Source organism: uncultured Friedmanniella sp. (assembly GCF_964244005.1).
In the GTDB taxonomy this organism is placed as follows: Bacteria; Actinomycetota; Actinomycetes; order Propionibacteriales; family Propionibacteriaceae; genus Microlunatus.
Window position 1 is genome coordinate 23,535 of the sequence record NZ_CAXTHG010000018.1, and the last position, 18,571, is coordinate 42,105.

The window sequence follows — 18,571 nt, forward strand, 5'->3', positions numbered from 1 at the left end:
GTCACTGTAGTCGCCGGTTCCCGCGCCTATCCTCAAAGGATGCCTGACGACCTGCGTACCGCTCTGTCCTCCCGCGTGGTGATCGGGGACGGGGCGATGGGGACGATGCTGCAGGCCTACGACCTGACGCTGGCCGACTTCGAGCAGCTGGAGGGCTGCAACGAAGTGCTGAACCGGACCCGGCCCGACGTCGTCCGAGCCATCCACGACGCCTACTTCGACGTCGGTGTCGATGCGGTCGAGACCAACACCTTCGGGACGAACCTGTCCGCGCTCGGTGAGTACGGCATCGCCGACCAGATCTTCGACTTGTCCGAGCGCGCGGCGCGGATCGCCCGGGAGTCCGCCGACGCGTACAGCACGCCGGAGCGTCCTCGCTGGGTGCTGGGCAGCGTCGGCCCGGGCACCAAGCTGCCGACGCTTGGCCACATCTCCTACGCGGCGCTGCGGGATGCCTACTCCCAGCAGGTGGAGGGCATGCTGGCCGGCGGTATCGACGCCGTGCTGATCGAGACCTCCCAGGACCTGCTCCAGACCAAGGCCGCGGCTCTCGGGGCCAGGCGAGCTCTGGCGAAGGCCGGCCGTGACCTGCCGCTGATCGTGCACGTGACCGTCGAGACGACCGGCACGATGCTGCTCGGCACCGAGATCGGCGCCGCGCTGACCGCGCTCGAGCCGCTCGGGATCGACGTCATCGGACTCAACTGCGCCACCGGCCCGGCCGAGATGAGCGAGCACCTGCGCCACCTCGCCCGCTACGCCACGGTGGGCGTCAGCTGCATGCCCAACGCCGGCCTGCCGCAGCTGACCTCCGACGGCGCCCACTACCCGCTGAAGCCGGTCGAGCTGGCTGACGCCCTCGAGCAGTTCGTCGGCGAGTTCGGCCTCGGTCTGGTCGGCGGCTGCTGCGGCACCACCCCCGAGCACCTGCGGCACGTGGTCGAACGGCTGCACGACCGACCGACCTCGCCGCGCCGGCCCAGCCACGTCGCCGCCGCCGCGTCGCTGTACGCGGAGGTGCCGTTCCGGCAGGACACCAGCTATCTCTCGATCGGCGAGCGGACCAACGCCAACGGGTCCAAGGCGTTCCGCGAGGCGCTGCTGGCCGAGAACTGGGACGGCTGCGTCGACATCGCCCGCGCCCAGATCCGCGACGGCGCGCACCTGCTCGACCTCAACATCGACTACGTGGGCCGCGACGGCGCCGCCGACATGTCCGAGCTGGCGTACCGGCTCGCGACCGCCTCGACGCTGCCCGTGGTGCTGGACTCGACCGAACCGGCCGTGCTGCAGGCCGGGCTGGAACGGATCGGCGGTCGGGCGGTGATCAACTCGGTCAACTACGAGGACGGCGACGGCCCGGACTCCCGCTTCACCAAGATCATGCAGCTGGTCGCCGAGCACGGTGCGGCGGTGATCGCGCTGACCATCGATGAGGAGGGCCAGGCGCGTACCCGGGACTGGAAGGTCGCCGTGGCCAGCCGGATCGTCACCGACCTGACCGAGAACTGGGGGATCCGGCGCAGCGACATCATCCTGGACTGCCTCACCTTCCCGATCGCGACCGGCCAGGAGGAGACCCGCCGGGACGGTATCGAGACCATCGAGGCCATCCGCGAGGTCAAGCGGCTCTATCCGGACGTGCAGACCACGCTGGGCCTGTCCAACATCTCCTTCGGGCTCAACCCGGCCGCGCGGGTGGTGCTGAACTCGGTCTTCCTGCACGAGTGCATCGAGGCCGGGCTCGACTCCGCGATCGTGCACGCGGCCAAGATCATGCCGATGGCGAGGATCGATGAGACACAGCGCAGCGTCGCGCTCGACATGGTCTACGACCGCCGTCGCCCCGCCACCGAGACCGAACCGGCTTACGACCCGCTGCAGAAGTTCCTCGAGCTGTTCGACGGTGTCACCACCGCCGACACGAAGGCCGAGCGCGCGGCCGCCCTGAGAGCGCTGCCGGTCAGCGAGCGGCTGCAGCGGCGGATCGTCGACGGCGAGGGCAAGGGCCTCGGCGACGACCTCGACCTCGCCATGGCCGACGGCAAGCCGGCGCTGGAGATCATCAACACCGACCTGCTGCAGGGCATGAAGGTGGTCGGCGAGCTGTTCGGCTCCGGCCAGATGCAGCTGCCGTTCGTGCTGCAGTCGGCCGAGGTGATGAAGACCGCGGTCGCCTACCTCGAGCCGTACCTGGAGAAGGCCGACAGCCGGGGCAAGGGCACGATCGTGCTGGCCACGGTGAAGGGCGACGTGCACGACATCGGCAAGAACCTGGTCGACATCATCTTGACCAACAACGGCTACACCGTGGTCAACCTCGGGATCAAGCAGCCGGTGAGCACGATCATCGAGGCCGCCGAACAGCACGAGGCCGACGCCATCGGCATGTCCGGACTGCTGGTCAAGTCCACGGTGGTGATGCGGGAGAACCTCGAGGAGCTGAACGCGCGCGGCGTCGCCGCCAACTACCCGGTCTTCCTCGGTGGCGCCGCCCTCACCCGCGCGTACGTGGAGCAGGACCTGCGGGCCGTGTACGCCGGCGAGGTCCGCTACGCCCGGGACGCGTTCGAGGGCCTCCGGCTGATGGACGCGCTGATGGCGGTCAAGCGCGGTGAGGTGGGTGCGGCCCTGCCCGCCCCCCGGGAGCGCCGGGTGAAGCTCAAGGCCGAGGCGCCCGCTGAGCGTGGCGACGAGCCGGGGACGGTGCAGACGCTGCCGCGCTCGGACGTGGCCCGCGACGTCGACGTGCCGACGCCGCCCTTCTGGGGCTCACGGATCGTCAAGGGCATCAAGCTGGCCGACGTCGCCTCCTACCTGGACGAGCGCGCCACGTTCATGGGTCAGTGGGGCCTCAAGGCAGGCAAGGACGGACCGAGCTACGACGAGCTCGTCGAGACCGAGGGCCGACCCCGGCTACGGTCCTGGCTGGACCGGATCCAGACCGACGGGATCGCCGAGTTCGCCGTGGTGTACGGCTACTGGCCCTGCTTCACCGAGGGGGACACGCTGACCGTGCTGCGGCCGGGCGGCGAGGTGGCCGACGCCGACGCCGTGCTGCACCGCTTCACCTTCCCGCGGCAGACCCGCGGTCGGCACCTGTGCCTGGCCGACTTCTTCCGCGACCGCGAGCTGGCCGAGCAGAAGGGACCCGACGTGATCTCGTTCCACCTGGTCACGATGGGGGCGGCGGTCGCGCGGGCGACGGCCGCGCTGTTCGAGCGGAACGCCTACCGCGACTACCTCGAGCTGCACGGGCTGAGCGTCCAGCTGACCGAGGGCCTGGCCGAGATGTGGCACGCCCGCGTCCGCAACGACCTCGGTTTCACCGCCGAGGACGGGGACGTCGAGGAGATGATCCGCGACCAGGCCTACCGCGGCTCGCGGTACTCCTTCGGCTATCCGGCGTGCCCGGACCTGGAGGACCGGGTCAAGCTGGTCGACCTGCTGCGGCCCGAGCGGATCGGGGTCGAGCTGAGCGAGGAGCTGCAGCTGCACCCCGAGCAGTCCACCGACGCGTTGATCGTGCACCACCCCGAGGCGAAGTACTTCAACGCTCGCTGACCGGTCACGGTCGTCGACATCCTCAGAGATTCGCGACTTCTCGGCCTCGGCTGGTTGGATGGCGGGGCCATGAGCACCGCCACCACCACGCCCGCCGCCGCCCTCTGGGACTTCGACGGCACCCTCGCCGACACCGAGCCGCTGTGGATCGAGGCCGAGTACGAGCTGATCGCCCGGCTCGGTGGCACCTGGAGCGAGGAACAGGCCAACGAGCTCGTGGGCAACTCGTTGCTGGACTCCGGAGCGTACATCCTGAACGCCATCGGCCGGCGTGACCTCGACCCCGCGTGGGTGGTCGACCAGCTCATCGCTCGCGTCGTCACCTTCCTCGCCGAGCGGCCGATGCCGTGGTGTCCGGGGGCTCGCGAGCTGCTGGCGTCTCTCAACGCCGCCGGAGTGCCCTGCGCGCTGGTCTCGGCCTCCTACCGGGTCCTGCTCGACGCGGCGCTGTCCCAGCTGCCCGCGGGCACCTTCGCCGTCTCGGTCGCCGGCGACGAGGTGACCCAGGGCAAGCCACACCCGGAGCCGTACGAGCGGGCCTGCGCCGCCCTGGCCGTGGACCCGCGGGACTGCGTCGTCTTCGAGGACTCCGGCAACGGCGCCCGCTCCGGCAACGCCGCCGGCGCCCTGGTGATCGCCGTCCCCAACCGGGTCGAGATCCCCGACGCCCCCCGCCGGCTGCAGGTCGGCTCTCTCACCGAGCTCGACGCTGCCGCGGTCGGCCGGCTGCTCGAGGACGCCCGTGCCCGGCGCTGAGCCTGGTCGCCGCCGGGTCGCCGCCCTGGCCGGCGCCGTGCTGGTGGTCGGGTCCCTGGTCGCCGGTTGCAGCCTGACCGGCGACTCGCCCGACCCGACGCCCTCCGGGACGGCCACGCCACGGCCCTTCACGGTGATGAGCACCGACCAGGTCCGGGTCACCGACCCGGCAGCGGTCACCGACACCGCCTCCGCGATGCTGACCGTCAATGTCTTCCAGCGGCTGATGTCGGCCGACCCCGGCCAGTCGGCGCTCAAGCCCGACGCCGCCCGGGACTGCGGCTTCATCGAGTCGCCCACCGTCTACACCTGCACGCTGAACGAGGACGAGTTCTTCCACAACGGCCATCCGCTGACCTCCAGCGACGTCGAGTTCAGCATCGAGCGCGCGGCCCGGCTGGACGTGCCGGGTTCCTCGGCCACGCTGCTGTCCTCGCTGCGCAAGATCGAGACCCCGGACCCGCTGACCGTCCGGTTCGTGCTCAGCCGGGTCGACACCCAGTTCGGCTGGGCGCTCGCGTCGCCGGCCGCCTCCCTCGTGGACGAGGAGGTCTACGACGCCGACAAGGTGCAGGCACCGGACAAGCCGATCGTCGGATCGGGACCGTTCTCGGTGACCAGCTACGCCAAGGACGAGATCGCGCTGCAGCGGTACCCCACCTACGTCGGCCGCAACCGCCCCAGCCTGGACGCCGTGGTCTACCGCAGCGTGCCCGACTCCGCGACCATCGAGGACGCGATGAACAAGGGCACCACCGACGTCGTCTGGCGGGGCCTCGACGACGCCGCGGTGACCCGGCTCAGCAGCCAGGCCGCCGCCGACGGCGACGCGAACACCGCCAACGGCTTCCACCAGTCCGTGCTCACCGGCCTCCGGGTGCTGCAGCTGGAGTGGTCACCGACCTCAGCCAGCCGTGCCGACAAGGGTCTCCGGCAGGCCATCGCGCTCGCCCTGCAAGGCGACCGGACCTCCGACTCCGTCGTGCCCGGTGGCGTGCCCGGCCACACGGCCACCTTCGCCCTCGGCGGCAAGACCACCCCCAAGGTCACCTGGAACAAGCGGATCATCCTGACTCTGGGGTATGACTCCACCGAGCCCAACGGCCAGGACATCGCCACCCAGGTCCGGACCCGGCTGGAGAACACCGGCGGCCTCAGCGTGCGGCTGCGACCCGACGAGACCGGTGACCTCACCCTGGTCGACCGCAAGGCGTGGACGGCGACGGCGCTGGCCTGGCTGCAGCCGTACCTCGCCGCCCCGCTGCCCGCCAGCGCCAAGACGGTACAGGCGACGGAGAACGCGTTCCGCCAGGTCCCGCCCACCGACGAGGCCACGGCGAACCGGCTGCTCGCGACGCTGCAGAAGCAGACGGCGACCGACCTGGTGGTGCTGCCGATCAGCCAGTCCGACGAGTACGTCTACGCCCGGATCGGGGTCCGCCTCTCCGCGACGTCGTTCGGGCCAGGCTGGCAGCTCGGGCTGTTCGGGCTCAGCCGTGGCTGAACCCGAGACCGAGCAGGTCGTCGAGGCCGACCAGAGGGCTGTCCTCTCCGGGGTCCGGATCGGCCCGTTCGTGGCGGGTGAGCGGATCACCCTGACCGACGCCAAGAACCGCCGGCACTCGATCATGCTGGCCGACGGCGGAAAGTTCCACACCACCAAGGGCGCGGTTGACCACGACGAGCTGATCGGCCGGCCCGAAGGCGTGGTCGTCGTCTCGGTGGGCGGCACGAGCTACCTGGCGATGCGGCCGCTGCTCAACGAGTACACGGTGACCATGCCGCGGGGCGCGCAGGTGATCTACCCCAAGGACGCCGCCCAGATCGCCATGACCGCCGACATCTTCCCCGGCGCCCGGGTGGTGGAGGCCGGTGCCGGCTCGGGCGCGCTGACCTGCACGCTGCTGCGCGCGGTCGGACCGACCGGACGGGTGACCTCCTACGAGCGGCGCGAGGACTTCGCCCAGCAGGCCCGGCTGAACGTCGAGAAGTTCTTCGGTGCCCCCCACCCGGCCTGGGACCTCCGGGTGGGTGACCTGGTCGAGCAGCTGAGTGATGACCTGATCGACCGGGTGGTGCTCGACATGCTGGCCCCCTGGGAGTGCGTCGAGGCGCTGGCCGCGGTGCTGGTCCCCGGCGGGGTGCTCTGCTGCTACGTCGCCACGACCACCCAGCTGGCTCGGACGGTGGAGACGCTGCGGGTGCACGGTGGCTTCACCGAGCCCGAGGCGGGGGAGACCCTGATCCGGGCCTGGCAGGCCGTTGGACTGGCCGTCCGGCCCCGGCACGACATGGTCGGCCACACCGGCTTCCTGGTCACCGCACGGCGGCTGGCGCCCGGCGTGACCGCCCCGCCGCGCAAACGGCGCCCGGCTCCTGGCGCGTATGGCGAGGATTACACCGGACCTCGTTGAAGGGCGGGTTAGGGTCGTGGCCAGGAGGTGCGACATGTCCGGACCGATCCACGACCGCTCAGCATCTGACGAGCGGGCCGCCCTGGTAGCCCAGATCAACGCGCTCAGTGACGAGCTCGACCGCTTGCGCGAGCGCGTGTCCTCGCACCCGCACGACATCGCCGTGCTGGAACGCCGTCTCGCCGACGCCCGCTCGGACGCGCGGACGACCGCGTCCAACAACGAGCGGCTCGCCAGCACGCTGCGCGAGGCCCGGGACCAGATCGTCTCGCTCAAGACCGAGGTGGACCGGCTCGCCCAGCCACCCGCCAGCTTCGGGGTCTTCCTGGCCGACACCGGTGAGAACACCGCCGACATCTACACCTCCGGCCGCAAGATGCGCGTCAGCGTGAGCCCCGAGGTCGACCTCGAGACTGTCCAGCCCGGCCGCGAGGTGATGATCAACGAGGCGATGAACGTGGTCGCCGCGCTCGAGTTCGACGAGGTCGGCGAGGTCGTGCTGCTCAAGGAGGTCCTCGAGGACGGACAGCGCGCCCTGGTGGTCGGGCACGGGGACGAGGAGAGCGTCGTCCGGCTGGCCTCCCGGCTGTTCGACGGCGACGAGAAGCTCCGGTCCGGGGACTCCCTGCTGATCGACCGGCGGGTGCACTTCGCGTACGAGCGGGTGCCCAAGATGGATGTCGAGGAGCTGGTGCTCGAGGAGGTGCCCGACATCGACTACTCGGTGATCGGCGGGCTCGGCAGCCAGATCGAGGCGATCCGGGACGCGGTCGAGCTGCCGTACCTGCACAAGGACCTGTTCCGTGAGCACGAGCTGAAGGCGCCCAAGGGCATCCTGCTCTACGGGCCGCCTGGCTGCGGCAAGACGCTGATCGCCAAGGCGGTCGCGAACTCCCTGGCCAAGAAGGTCACCGAGCGGACCGGCCAGGAGGGGCGCAGCTTCTTCCTCAACATCAAGGGCCCCGAGCTGCTCAACAAGTACGTCGGCGAGACCGAGCGGCACATCCGGCTGGTCTTCCAGCGGGCCCGGGACAAGGCGTCCGACGGGATGCCGGTGATCGTCTTCTTCGACGAGATGGACTCCCTCTTCCGCACCCGCGGCACCGGCGTCTCCTCCGACGTGGAGAACACGATCGTGCCCCAGCTGCTGAGCGAGATCGACGGAGTCGAGGGCCTGGACAACGTCATCATCATCGGCGCGTCCAACCGCGAGGACATGATCGACCCGGCGATCCTGCGGCCGGGCCGGCTCGACGTCAAGATCAAGATCGAGCGCCCCGACGTCGAGGCCGCCCGGGAGATCTTCAGCAAGTACCTGACGGCGACGCTGCCGCTGCACGCCGAGGACCTGGCCGAGTTCGACGGCGACCGGCTTGCCTGCGTCGCCGGGATGATCGACCGGACCGTTGCCCGGATGTACGAGGAGTCGGAGGAGAACCAGTTCCTTGAGGTCACCTACGCGGGCGGTGACAAGGAGGTCCTGTACTTCAAGGACTTCAACTCGGGCGCGATGATCCAGAACATCGTCGACCGGGCCAAGAAGATGGCGATCAAGGACCTGCTCGACGCCGGCGTCAAGGGCCTGCGGATCGGGCACCTGCTGCAGGCCTGCCTCGACGAGTTCGCCGAGAACGAGGACCTGCCCAACACCACCAACCCCGACGACTGGGCCAAGATCTCGGGCAAGAAGGGCGAGCGGATCGTCTTCATCCGGACGCTCATCTCCTCCAACAAGGGGACCCAGCCCGGCCGGTCGATCGACACGGTCACCAACACGGGCCAGTACCTATAGCCGGGTGATCGAACGGCTCCGGGCCCGCAGCACCAGGGAGACGATGCCGCGCCAGCCGAGCAGCAGCACACCCAGCACGATCGTGGTCACGATCACGAACGACCAGGCCGTACCGGCACCGGTGAGCGCCCGCAGGATCATGCCGCCGGCGACGGTGCCGACCCAGACCGCCGCGCCGGTGGTCCGGGCCAGCGGGGCGCGCCAGCCGCGGGCCAGGACGAGCCCGACGGCGTAACCGGCGAGGAAGGGCCAGGCGGTCTGCAGCACGCCGAGCAGGTCGGCGCTCTCGCCGTGGCTGGAGCGGCCGACGATCGCGAAGACCAGCACGCAGATGACGTCGGCGGCGAGCGCCGGCCAGATCTTCACCTCGGCAGCCTACGCTGGCTCCATGGCTGAGCGGGTTCGTCGCGGGGGGAGCACGTCAGGCGTCGACGCGGCGGCCGAACGTGGGCCCGTACGCCCACACGTCCGGGTGATGGGGGTCGAGACCGAGTACGGGATCAGCGCCCTGCCGCCGCGCACGGCCATGACGCAGGTCGAGGAGGACCTGCACCCGATGCAGCTGTCCAACCACGTCGTCAAGGCCTACGGCAGCGTCGAGGGGTCGGGAGGCACCGGCGGCTGGGACTACGAGACCGAGACCCCGCTGCGCGACATCCGGGGGTACGAGATCGCGCGCGGGAACGCCCATCCCGACCAGCTGACCGACTCCGACCTCGGCATGGCGAACATGATCTTGACCAACGGGGCCCGGCTCTACGTCGACCACGCCCACCCCGAGTACGCCAGCCCGGAGGTGACGAGCGCGCTGGACGTGGTGCGCTTCGACAAGGCCGGCGACACCGTGATGGCGATCGCCGCCCAGCGGGCAAGCCTGTCGCTGGGCCGTTCGGTCCGGCTCTACAAGAACAACACCGACGGCAAGGGCGCCTCGTACGGCACCCACGAGAACTACCTGCTCGACCGCGCCACCCCGTTCGACCGGGTGGTCACCCAGTTCACCGCCTTCCTGGTGTCACGTCAGGTGGTGACCGGGGCCGGTCGGGTCGGGATCGGCCAGAACAGCCAGCAGGTCGGGTTCCAGATCAGCCAGCGGGCCGACTTCTTCGAGGCCGAGGTGGGCCTGGAGACCACGCTGAACCGGCCGATCATCAACACCCGCGACGAGCCGCACGCCGACGCCAGCAAGCACCGCCGGCTGCACGTGATCACCGGCGACGCCAACCTGTCGGAGATCTCCACCTACCTCAAGGTCGGCACCGCCTCGTGGGTGCTGCGGGTGATCGAGGCTGGCGAGCTCGGCGCCGACCTGCGGCTGGACGCGCCGGTGGCGGCGATACGGTCGGTCAGCCACGACGTCGGCTGCTCCGGCCTGCTGACCCTCGCCGACGGGCGGCGGATGACCGCCGTCGACCTGCAGGAGGTCTACCTGGGCGCCTGCCGACGGCACCTGGACCGGATCGGCGGCGAGCTGGACGAGGCGGCCGCGACCGAGGCCAAGGACGTGCTCGGCCGCTGGCAGGACTGCCTGGACGCGCTGCGGACCGACCCGACCACCCTCGCCGACCAGCTGGACTGGGTCGCCAAGCTCAAGCTGATGGAGTCCTACCGCTCTCGCGACGGCCTGGCCTGGGACTCGCCCAAGCTCGCGCTGATCGACCTGCAGTACGCCGACGTGGACCCGCGGCGCAGCCTGTACGGCGCGCTGGTGGCCAAGGGCTTGATGCAGCGGCTGATCAGCGCCGAGGAGGTCGATCGGGCCCGTACCTCGCCGCCCGAGGACACCCGGGCCTACTTCCGGGGCCGGGTGATGGCCAAGTTCGGTGACTCGGTCGTCGCCGCGTCGTGGGACTCGGTGATCTTCGACGTCCCCGACCGGTCCGCGCTGCAACGGATCCCTCTCCTCGACCCGCTTCGCGGCACCCGCGAGCAGGTCGGGCAGATGATCGAGGAGTGCAGCACCGTCACCGAGCTGTTCGCCGCGCTGGGCCGGTAGCGCGAATGCTCGCGAGCGTCGCGCGAGCGAGTAGAAGACAGCATCTGACGGAGCGGACCGGGCGCGAGCGAGACAGAATTGTCGGTGGCACTCGTTAGGGTGGGCATCACTCGATACCTGAGCGGCGTCGAGAGGAGTGAGGAGCACACGATGGCGGAGTCAGAGCAGAGCCAGCGCAAGTCCCGGCGGTCGGAGGAGACCGAGCCGGAAGAGCTCGCGCCGGCCGACACCGCCCACAAGGCGGAGCTGGACTCCGACGTCGACTCCCTGTTGGACGCGATCGACGACGTGCTCGAGGTCAACGCCGAGGAGTTCGTCCGGTCGTTCGTCCAGAAGGGCGGCCAGTGAGGGAGTTCCTGCGGGCCGGCACCTCCTCGTTCTCCGACTTCGCGGGCGAGGTGGCGCCCAACGTGCTGCCGGGCTCCCGCACCATGACCGCCGGTATCGCTGACCTGGCGCCGCACGGCACGACCATTGTCGCGGCGACCTTCCCCGGCGGGGTGATCGTCGCGGGTGACCGCCGCGCCACCATGGGTAACGTCATCGCCCAGCGCGACATCCAGAAGGTGTTCCCGGCCGATGAGTTCTCCGTCATCGGCATCGCCGGGGCCGCCGGCATCGCTGTCGAGCTGGTCGGGCTCTTCCAGGTCGAGCTCGAGCACTACGAGAAGATCGAGGGCGCGCCGCTCTCGCTGGTCGGCAAGGCCAACCGGTTGGCCACGATGATCCGGCAGAACCTCGGGCTCGCCATGCAGGGCCTGGTGGTGGTGCCGCTCTTCGCGGGATGGGACGTCGCGACCGAGCAGGGCCGGATCTTTTCCTACGACGCGACCGGCGGCCGCTACGAGGAGCACGCCTTCTTCTCCGTCGGCTCCGGGTCGGTGTTCGCCCGGGGTGCGCTGAAAAAGCTCTACCGCCCCGACTTCGACGCCCCGTCTGCGACGCTGGCGGTGCTGCAGGCCCTCTACGACGCCGCCGACGACGACTCCGCGACCGGCGGTCCCGACCTGGCCCGGCGCATCTTCCCCGTGGTGCTGGTGGCGACCGCCGACGGTGTCCAGCGGGTCAGCGACGCCCAGATCGAGCAGATGGTGGAGCAGGTGGTCGCCAGTCGGCGGCAGCGTCCCGACGGACCGGGCGCCCCCCTGACATGACCGCCCTGACCACGCTGAACGGAACCCACGCATGAGCACGCCCTTCTACGTCGCCCCCGAGCAGCAGATGAAGGACCGGGCCGACTTCGCCCGGAAGGGGATCAGCCGCGGACGCTCGGTGGTGGTGATGCACTACGCCGACGGCATCTTGTTCCTGGCCGAGAACCGGTCCCAGGCGTTGCACAAGGTCAGCGAGATCTACGACCGGATCGGCTTCGCTGCCGTCGGCCGGTACAACGAGTTCGAGAACCTCCGGACCGCCGGCATCCGGTACGCCGACCTGCGCGGCTACAGCTACGACCGGACTGACGTCACCGGCCGCGGGCTCGCCAACTCCTACGCCCAGCTGCTCGGCACCATCTTCTCCTCCGGCGGGGAAAAGCCGTACGAGGTGGAGATCGTCGTCGCCGAGCTCGGCGTCACGGGCTCCTCCGACCAGATCTACCGGCTGACCTACGACGGCTCGGTCACCGACGAGAACGACTTCGCCGTGATGGGAGGCTCCGCCGAGGTGATCGCGCAGGCGGTCCGCCGCGGCTTCGCCCCCGAGCTCAGCCTGGCCGCGGCGGTCCGGCTGGCCGTCAGCGCACTCGCTGCCGACGGCGGCCCGTCGGCGGCCCCCCGCGAGCTGGGCGTCGAGGCGCTCGAGGTCGCCATCCTCGACCGGAACCGGGCGCTGCCGCGCAAGTTCCGCCGACTGCGACCCGACCGGCTGACCGAGCTGCTGCGCAGCGGGACCGAGCCCGCCGACGCCGGCCACGAACCACCGCCGACCTTGGCGCCGGAGCCGGTGCCCGAGGTCGAGCTGGCGCCCGGCGCCAGCCCCGACCAGCCGACCACGTGAGCGCAGACCGGCGCTGCGCCGTCGTCGTCGGTACCGGCCTGATCGGGGCCTCCATCGGGATGGCCCTGACCGCCGCCGGGTACGAGGTCCACCTGCAGGACCGCACGCTCAGCCATGCCCGGGTGGCGGCCGGTCTCGGCGCGGGCACGCTCGAGGAGCCCGACCCGGCGAGGGTCTCACTGGTCGTCGTCGCCGTGCCCCCGGCCGCGATCGCCCAGGTCGTGGTCGACAACCTCGCCGGCTACCCCCAGGCCACGGTCACCGACGTGGGGTCGGTCAAGGCCGGCGTCCTCGACTCCGTCTGGCGCCGCGGTAACGACCTCGGACGCTACGTCGGCTCGCACCCGATGGCCGGCTCGCAGCACTCCGGTCCGGTGACCGCACACGCGGAGCTGTTCGACGGCCGTACCTGGGTGGTCGCGCCGCACCGCCGTTCGGCCTCGGCGTCGGTGCAGCAGGTGGTCGAGCTGGTGCAGGACTGCCGGGCCCGGCTGGTGCTGATGGACGTGGACGACCACGACGCGGCGGTCGCCCGGGTGTCGCACCTGCCGCACCTGATGTCGGTGCTGATGGCGGGCCACCTCACCACCGTCGGCGCCGACGACCTGCTGCTGGCCGGTCAGGGACTGCGTGACGTCACCCGGATCGCCGGCAGCGACCCGGGTCTGTGGGAGCAGATCCTGGGCGCCAACGCCACCGCCGTCCTCGCCGAGCTGCGGACCGTCTCCGACGAGCTCAGCACGCTGATCAAGGCGGTCGAGGGCGGACCGGACACCGACGAGCTGCGCGAGCAGCTGGTGCGCGGCGTGGAAGGCACCCGCCGGATCCCGGGCAAGCACGGCGCCGCACCGGTCAGCTATGCCCAGGTCGTGGTCGAGATCCCCGACACCCCCGGTGCGCTCGGCCGACTGTTCGCCGACGTCGGCGAGGCCGGTGTGAACGTCGAGGACATCGCCATCGAGCACGACCAGGCGCGCCAGATCGGGTACCTCGCGCTGTCGGTCAGCCCGGCGCTCGCCCCGGCGCTGCGGGCCGCGATGCTGGCCGGCGGCTGGTCGGTCGCGAGCTGACCGGGCCGCGCGTTCAGGGGAGCTCCGCTGAGCTCCCGGTACGCTGACCCATGTGTCTGACGCAACAGGGGTCCCCCGCCCGGTCGAGGAGCGTCTCTTCGACGATCGTCTGGTGGTGGCGATCGACGGCCCCAGTGGCTCCGGAAAGTCCAGCACCGCCCGCGGCGTCGCGACCCGGCTGGGCCTGGCCTTCCTCGACACCGGCGCCATGTACCGGGCCGCGACCTGGCTCGCGGTGCACGAGGGCATCGACCTGGCCGACGCCGACGCGGTCGCCCGACTGGTCACCGACGCCGACTTCGACCTGAGCCTCGACCCGCAGGCGCCGACCGTCACCATCGACGGCCACGACGTCACCGACGAGATCCGGCTGCCGGAGGTGTCGGCCGCGGTCAGCGCGGTCGCGACCAACCTGGGGGTGCGGGCCAACCTGGTCGAGCGCCAGCGCCGGCTGATCGCCGAGACGGCCGCCGGCGTGGTGGCCGAGGGTCGCGACATCACCACCGTCGTCGCGCCGGACGCGGACGTCCGGGTGCTCCTGGTCGCCGATCCCGCCGCCCGGATCGCCCGTCGGCACGCCGAGCTGGGGGAGGAGATCGACGCCGCCGACGTGCACGACCAGGTGATCCGGCGCGACCGCGACGACTCCCACGTCGCCCAGTTCCACTCCGCCGCGCCCGGGGTGGTGGTGGTCGACTCGACCTTCCTCGATCTCAACCAGGTCATCGACGCCATCTGCGCGCTGGCCGCCGCCGAGGTGGGCTCAGCCGCCGGTCCCACGGCCGCCACGTCCTGAGGATCGCCGCGACCGGGCTACCCTTGGCGTCGAACCGCAACAGAGCTGAAGAGAATCATGACTGAGACCGTGGCCGTCGAGGCCGCGCCGATCCTGCCCGTGGTGGCCGTCGTCGGCCGCCCGAACGTCGGCAAGTCCACCCTGGTCAACCGCATCATCGGCCGCCGGGAGGCGGTCGTCCAGGACGTCCCCGGGGTGACCCGGGACCGCGTCTCCTACGACGCCGACTGGAACGGCCGGGCGTTCGTCCTCGTCGACACCGGCGGCTGGGCCCCGGACGCCCAGGGGATGGCCGCCCAGATCGCCGAGCAGGCCGAGCTAGCCATCGCCTCCGCCGACGCCGTCCTCTTCGTGGTCGACGCCACGGTCGGCACCCAGGACGTGGACGAGGCGGTCGTGCAGATCCTGCGCCGCAGCGGCAAGCCTGTGGTGCTGGCGGCCAACAAGGTCGACGACCAGCGCAGTGAGGCTGAGGCGGCGAGCATGTGGAACCTGGGGCTGGGGGAGCCGTACGCGGTGTCGGCGCTGCATGGCCGCGGTAGCGGTGACCTGCTCGACGCCATCCTGGCCGCCATCCCCGACGCCCCCCGCGAGGTCCTCGAGACCGAGCGCGGACCGCGGCGGGTGGCCATCGTCGGCAAGCCGAACGTGGGCAAGTCGAGCCTGCTCAACAAGGTCGCCCGGCAGCAGCGGGTCGTGGTCGACAACGTCGCCGGCACCACGGTCGACCCGGTCGACGAGCTGGTCGAGGTCGACGGCACGGTCTACCGCTTCATCGACACCGCCGGCATCCGGCGCCGGGTCAAAGAGGCGTCCGGGCACGAGTACTACGCCTCGCTGCGGACCCACGGGGCCATCGAGCGGGCCGAGGTGTGCGTGGTCGTGGTGGACGCGAGCGAGCCGGTCACCGAGCAGGACCTGCGCATCCTCACCTCGGTGGAGGAAGCCGGCCGGGCGCTGGTGATCGCGTTCAACAAGTGGGACCTGACCGATGAGGAACGCCGGCGCTACCTCGACCGTGAGATCGAGCGCGACCTGGTCCAGTTCGGCTGGGCGAGCCACATCAACATCTCCGCGCTCTCCGGCCGGCACGTCGACCGGCTCGGCCCGGCGATCGAAGAGGCCATCAACGGCTGGGAGACCCGGGTCTCGACCGGCAAGCTGAACGCGTTCCTCGGCCGGATCGTCGCCGCGCACCCGCACCCGGTCCGCAGCGGCAAGCAGCCGCGGATCCTGTTCGGCACCCAGGCCCAGGCCGGCCCGCCGACCTTCGTGCTGTTCACGTCCGGCCAGATCGACCCCGGCTACGTCCGCTTCGTCGAACGGCGGCTGCGCGAGGAGTTCGGCTTCGTCGGGACACCGGTGCACGTCGAGGTCCGGGCCCGCGAGAAGCGCCGCGACCGCAGCTGAGGCTCGTCCCGCCCGTCCGCCCGGTGGCTGGCCGCGCCGATGCGGCCCCGGGCGGGACGTGCAGTAGAGTCTTCCCTCGTGGTCGTTCGCCTCGGCGGACGGCCGGAGCGGGCTGTGGCGCAGCTTGGTAGCGCACCTGACTGGGGGTCAGGGGGTCGCAGGTTCAAATCCTGTCAGCCCGACTGGTAAATTGCCTAGTGAGAGGCACATTGGGCGGTAGAAGGGCGCGTCTTGCGCAACATACGCGCGACATGAGGCCGCCCGCATCGGCGTACGGGCCAGTAAACGTAACCCAGGCGACACGTTGTCGAGCTAAGCCTTCTTTCTGATCGGCGTGACCGGGGTGGGCAGGACGGGCGTGAAGAGTCCGTCGACCTCGTCCAAGTCAACCCTGATGAGGCGGGCACCATGGCGGTACGTGGTCAGATCGCCGTCGGCGAGCCACTTCCGAACAGTTCGTGGACTGACCTTGACGCGGTCCGCGGCGTCATACACCGTGCCGAGGTTCATGCTTGTGCCCTCTCCGAGACACGTGCCGCGAGTCCAGCCAGACCCGGAGCGCTCGCCTGGGTGTAGTAGATCGCCATCTTCTCGGTCGTGTGTCCGAGGAGATGCATCATTTCGGCCGCGGTGGCGCCGGCGTCGGCGTACATCGTGGCTCCGGTGTGTCGCAGGTGGTGGAAGGTCAGGTCAGGTCGACCGGCGGCGATGCGTGCCCGGTTCCACGTCTTCCAGAAGGTTGTCGAGCGCAGGTGGCCGCCCTCCTGGGCCGGAAACAGCAGACCGTCGCGCCCGAACTCGCAGAGCGGCCCGGCGAGGTGTTCGCGTAGCGCTGGGATGAGGTGCGGAGGGATGGGCAACTCACGCTTGCCGTCCTCAGTCTTCGGATCGCCCACGACCGGCTCGTGGACGCCGGTTTCCTCGTTCTTGACCCAGTAGACGGCGCGTTGGATGCTGACCACGCCTCGCTTCAGGTCGAGGTCACTTCGGCGTAGCTCGTACAGCTCTCCGGTCCGCATCGCGACCCACATCGCCAGCAGGGTCATTAGGCGGTAGCGCTCTGGCAATCGGTCGACGATGATCTTCAGTTCGTCCTGGGTACAGACCTTGACCTTCCGCTTCCGTTTCACGTTTGCAGCTCCGGACTGGCGGCAAGGAGTCTTGACGATCAAGTCTTCCTTGACTGCCGTCGCCAGAATCGCGGCCAGAAGCCCATAGGCCTTTGCCGCCGCGGTCGGCGTGTCCACCGTGGTCTCGTCGCCGTTGGGGAGCGTCACCGTGACGGTTCTTCCGGCGACGTTCCAGCGCTTCACCATTGGCACAGTTATGCCACCGGTCGGGCTGGCAGGGTCGGTCAACGGGACCTCGCCGAACTCGGGCAGGATCCGCGTCCTGAGCAGCTGTTGGTAGTTGGCGATGGTCGAGCGCTCCAGCGGCTCGCCGTTCTTCTTCAATCGCGTCGCAACCCACAACTCCGCGTACGAGCCGAAGGTCTCGGCTGGCTCAGCCCGGCCGCGTCGGCTCGGTGCCGTCCAAGCGCCTGCGGCCACTAGGCGCCGCTCGTCCTCAAGCCAGGACCGAGCGTCGAGCTTGCGACCGAAAGTGCCGAAGGGTGCACGGTGCAGGCCGCCGTCCGGGCCGAGGTACGCGGCTGCCCAGCGCCCGGACCGCTCCTGTTTCAACCGGCCCCAGCTCTCGCGGCGCTGCTTGCGGACGGGTTGAGTAGTTGTCAAGGCAGACTCCAAGGCTTCGGCGCGCAACATACGCGCAACTCGAAAGTACCTTCGATGCAACCCGGTGTCGAACGCTGCATGGTTGTTCCCGCTAGTCAGAGCACCTTTGCGCCGCCCAGCGTCTTCCTGCAACTCGCTGCGACAGCCCTCGGATCAGGTTCAAATCCTGTCAGCCCGACCAGTGGTGGTCGATATCCGAGAGCAGCGTAGGACTCGACTGTCTCGACCCATGCGCCCCTTGTCTCCTTGTGCGCCCGGTTCGCGGGGCGCATGGGTGCTCAAAGGGCGCATGACCAGTCACCGGCCCAGGGCACGCCGACGAACGTGCAGCAGAGAAGGCTCAGGCGTTCAGCCGACGGCTGATGGTGACGGCCCGGGAGACCAGGTGGTCGAGCGCGGTGTTCGCGACCTCGTCGACGGGAGCGTCGTTGGCCGGGCCGGTGACGTGGCCGACGCCGTAGGGATTGCCGTCGACGAACTTCGAGCCGTCGGTGTAGCCGGGGGAGACGATGATGCCGCCGAAGTGGTGGATCGTCGTGTACAGGTTGAGCAGCGTCGACTCCTGGCCGCCGTGCACGGTCTGGGTCGAGGTGAACCCGGCGTAGACCTTGTCGGCGAGCTGGCCCTGTGCCCACTGGGCACCGAGGGAGTCGATGAAGACCTTCAGCCGGCCGGCGACGTTGCCGAAGCGGGTCGGAGTACCGAAGAGGACGACGTCGGCCCAGACCACGTCGTCCGCGGTCGGCGGGGCGGGGTGCTCGCCAGTGGCGCTGGCGTCCTCGCCGTCGCGACCAACGGCCCGCAGGCGGACCTCGGCGCCGAGGGACTCGGCGGTGGCGGCAAGACGGCGAGCCATCGTCTCCACCGTGCCGGTCTGGGAGTAGTAGATGATGCTGAGCTTGGTGCTGGGCATGATGACCTTTCGTTTAGTTGACGGCTCAACTGTAGCCCGGCGTGTAAAGCCCGAACGCCACGGTCCGCCAGCGGCCCGGCGCTCGGACCGTTGGTCCTGGCGCGCGACCTCGTCTCCACGCAGGATGCC

16 protein-coding genes and 1 tRNA gene are annotated in these 18,571 nt (G+C 70.2%); 13 read left to right on the forward strand and 4 right to left on the reverse strand.

Annotation, left to right across the window (positions count from 1 at the left end; genetic code table 11):
- Positions 1 to 39: 39 nt before the first annotated feature.
- The 5 genes from metH to arc all read left to right on the forward strand — a co-directional run bounded on the left by metH (position 40) and on the right by arc (position 8,526).
- Complete coding sequence (gene metH, locus ACFE76_RS12580; RefSeq protein WP_375432102.1) at positions 40 to 3,564, forward strand: methionine synthase; 3,525 nt, start codon at positions 40 to 42, stop codon at positions 3,562 to 3,564.
- A gap of 69 nt (positions 3,565 to 3,633) precedes the next feature.
- On the forward strand, positions 3,634 to 4,320 hold the full coding sequence (locus ACFE76_RS12585) for an HAD family hydrolase (protein WP_375432103.1): 687 nt from the start codon (positions 3,634 to 3,636) through the stop codon (positions 4,318 to 4,320).
- Positions 4,307 to 5,824, forward strand: a complete 1,518-nt coding sequence (locus tag ACFE76_RS12590; RefSeq protein ID WP_375432104.1) for an ABC transporter substrate-binding protein — start codon at positions 4,307 to 4,309, stop codon at positions 5,822 to 5,824. The genes ACFE76_RS12585 and ACFE76_RS12590 overlap by 14 nt, the downstream gene beginning before the upstream one ends.
- On the forward strand, positions 5,817 to 6,734 hold the full coding sequence (locus ACFE76_RS12595) for a tRNA (adenine-N1)-methyltransferase (protein WP_375432105.1): 918 nt from the start codon (positions 5,817 to 5,819) through the stop codon (positions 6,732 to 6,734). The genes ACFE76_RS12590 and ACFE76_RS12595 overlap by 8 nt, the downstream gene beginning before the upstream one ends.
- Before the next feature lie 34 nt (positions 6,735 to 6,768).
- Positions 6,769 to 8,526 carry a proteasome ATPase gene (gene arc, locus ACFE76_RS12600; protein WP_375432106.1) on the forward strand — a complete coding sequence of 586 codons (1,758 nt, stop codon included), beginning with the start codon at positions 6,769 to 6,771 and terminating at the stop codon, positions 8,524 to 8,526.
- On the opposite strand, the gene ACFE76_RS12605 is transcribed toward arc, so the two are convergent.
- Positions 8,521 to 8,892: a DUF3054 domain-containing protein gene (locus ACFE76_RS12605; RefSeq protein WP_375432107.1), complete on the reverse strand. Its 372-nt coding sequence runs from the start codon at positions 8,890 to 8,892 to the stop codon at positions 8,521 to 8,523. The two genes, arc and ACFE76_RS12605, sit on opposite strands and share 6 nt — an antisense overlap.
- Before the next feature lie 109 nt (positions 8,893 to 9,001).
- On the opposite strand from ACFE76_RS12605, the gene dop reads away from it, so the two are divergent.
- The 8 genes from dop (at position 9,002) to ACFE76_RS12645 (ending at position 15,978) form a co-directional block, all read left to right on the forward strand.
- Positions 9,002 to 10,522, forward strand: a complete 1,521-nt coding sequence (dop, locus tag ACFE76_RS12610) for a depupylase/deamidase Dop (protein ID WP_375432159.1) — start codon at positions 9,002 to 9,004, stop codon at positions 10,520 to 10,522.
- A gap of 150 nt (positions 10,523 to 10,672) precedes the next feature.
- On the forward strand, positions 10,673 to 10,870 hold the full coding sequence (locus tag ACFE76_RS12615) for a ubiquitin-like protein Pup (protein WP_375432108.1): 198 nt from the start codon (positions 10,673 to 10,675) through the stop codon (positions 10,868 to 10,870).
- Positions 10,867 to 11,676: a proteasome subunit beta gene (gene prcB, locus ACFE76_RS12620; protein WP_375432109.1), complete on the forward strand. Its 810-nt coding sequence runs from the start codon at positions 10,867 to 10,869 to the stop codon at positions 11,674 to 11,676. Before ACFE76_RS12615 ends, prcB begins: the two co-directional genes overlap by 4 nt.
- Positions 11,677 to 11,707: 31 nt before the next feature.
- A complete protein-coding gene (gene prcA, locus ACFE76_RS12625) occupies positions 11,708 to 12,520 on the forward strand; it encodes a proteasome subunit alpha (protein ID WP_375432110.1) in 813 nt (270 codons plus the stop codon).
- Positions 12,517 to 13,590 carry a prephenate dehydrogenase gene (locus ACFE76_RS12630; protein ID WP_375432111.1) on the forward strand — a complete coding sequence of 358 codons (1,074 nt, stop codon included), beginning with the start codon at positions 12,517 to 12,519 and terminating at the stop codon, positions 13,588 to 13,590. Before prcA ends, ACFE76_RS12630 begins: the two co-directional genes overlap by 4 nt.
- 52 nt (positions 13,591 to 13,642) lie before the next feature.
- Complete coding sequence (gene cmk / locus ACFE76_RS12635) at positions 13,643 to 14,386, forward strand: (d)CMP kinase (protein ID WP_375432112.1); 744 nt, start codon at positions 13,643 to 13,645, stop codon at positions 14,384 to 14,386.
- 57 nt (positions 14,387 to 14,443) lie between these two features.
- A complete protein-coding gene (gene der / locus ACFE76_RS12640; protein ID WP_375432113.1) occupies positions 14,444 to 15,796 on the forward strand; it encodes a ribosome biogenesis GTPase Der in 1,353 nt (450 codons plus the stop codon).
- 108 nt (positions 15,797 to 15,904) lie between these two features.
- A tRNA-Pro gene (locus ACFE76_RS12645) sits at positions 15,905 to 15,978 on the forward strand.
- A gap of 130 nt (positions 15,979 to 16,108) precedes the next feature.
- Here ACFE76_RS12645 and ACFE76_RS12650 read toward each other — a convergent pair.
- The 3 genes from ACFE76_RS12650 to ACFE76_RS12660 form a co-directional block, all read right to left on the reverse strand.
- On the reverse strand, positions 16,109 to 16,306 hold the full coding sequence (locus ACFE76_RS12650) for an excisionase family DNA-binding protein (RefSeq protein ID WP_375432114.1): 198 nt from the start codon (positions 16,304 to 16,306) through the stop codon (positions 16,109 to 16,111).
- Positions 16,303 to 17,559, reverse strand: a complete 1,257-nt coding sequence (locus tag ACFE76_RS12655; protein ID WP_375432115.1) for a tyrosine-type recombinase/integrase — start codon at positions 17,557 to 17,559, stop codon at positions 16,303 to 16,305. The genes ACFE76_RS12650 and ACFE76_RS12655 overlap by 4 nt, the downstream gene beginning before the upstream one ends.
- 310 nt (positions 17,560 to 17,869) lie before the next feature.
- A complete protein-coding gene (locus ACFE76_RS12660) occupies positions 17,870 to 18,442 on the reverse strand; it encodes a flavodoxin family protein (RefSeq protein WP_375432116.1) in 573 nt (190 codons plus the stop codon).
- Positions 18,443 to 18,571: the final 129 nt, after the last annotated feature.

What these genes read in the sequence shown, in the direction of transcription:
- metH (WP_375432102.1), top strand. Translation starts at nt 40, where the DNA reads ATGCCTGACGACCTGCGTACCGCTCTGTCCTCCCGCGTGGTGATCGGG.
- ACFE76_RS12585 (WP_375432103.1), top strand. Translation starts at nt 3,634, where the DNA reads ATGAGCACCGCCACCACCACGCCCGCCGCCGCCCTCTGGGACTTCGAC.
- arc (WP_375432106.1), top strand. Translation starts at nt 6,769, where the DNA reads ATGTCCGGACCGATCCACGACCGCTCAGCATCTGACGAGCGGGCCGCC.
- dop (WP_375432159.1), top strand. Translation starts at nt 9,002, where the DNA reads ATGGGGGTCGAGACCGAGTACGGGATCAGCGCCCTGCCGCCGCGCACG.
- ACFE76_RS12615 (WP_375432108.1), top strand. Translation starts at nt 10,673, where the DNA reads ATGGCGGAGTCAGAGCAGAGCCAGCGCAAGTCCCGGCGGTCGGAGGAG.
- prcA (WP_375432110.1), top strand. Translation starts at nt 11,708, where the DNA reads ATGAGCACGCCCTTCTACGTCGCCCCCGAGCAGCAGATGAAGGACCGG.
- der (WP_375432113.1), top strand. Translation starts at nt 14,444, where the DNA reads ATGACTGAGACCGTGGCCGTCGAGGCCGCGCCGATCCTGCCCGTGGTG.
- ACFE76_RS12650 (WP_375432114.1), bottom strand. Translation starts at nt 16,306, where the DNA reads ATGAACCTCGGCACGGTGTATGACGCCGCGGACCGCGTCAAGGTCAGT.
- ACFE76_RS12655 (WP_375432115.1), bottom strand. Translation starts at nt 17,559, where the DNA reads ATGTTGCGCGCCGAAGCCTTGGAGTCTGCCTTGACAACTACTCAACCC.
- ACFE76_RS12660 (WP_375432116.1), bottom strand. Translation starts at nt 18,442, where the DNA reads ATGCCCAGCACCAAGCTCAGCATCATCTACTACTCCCAGACCGGCACG.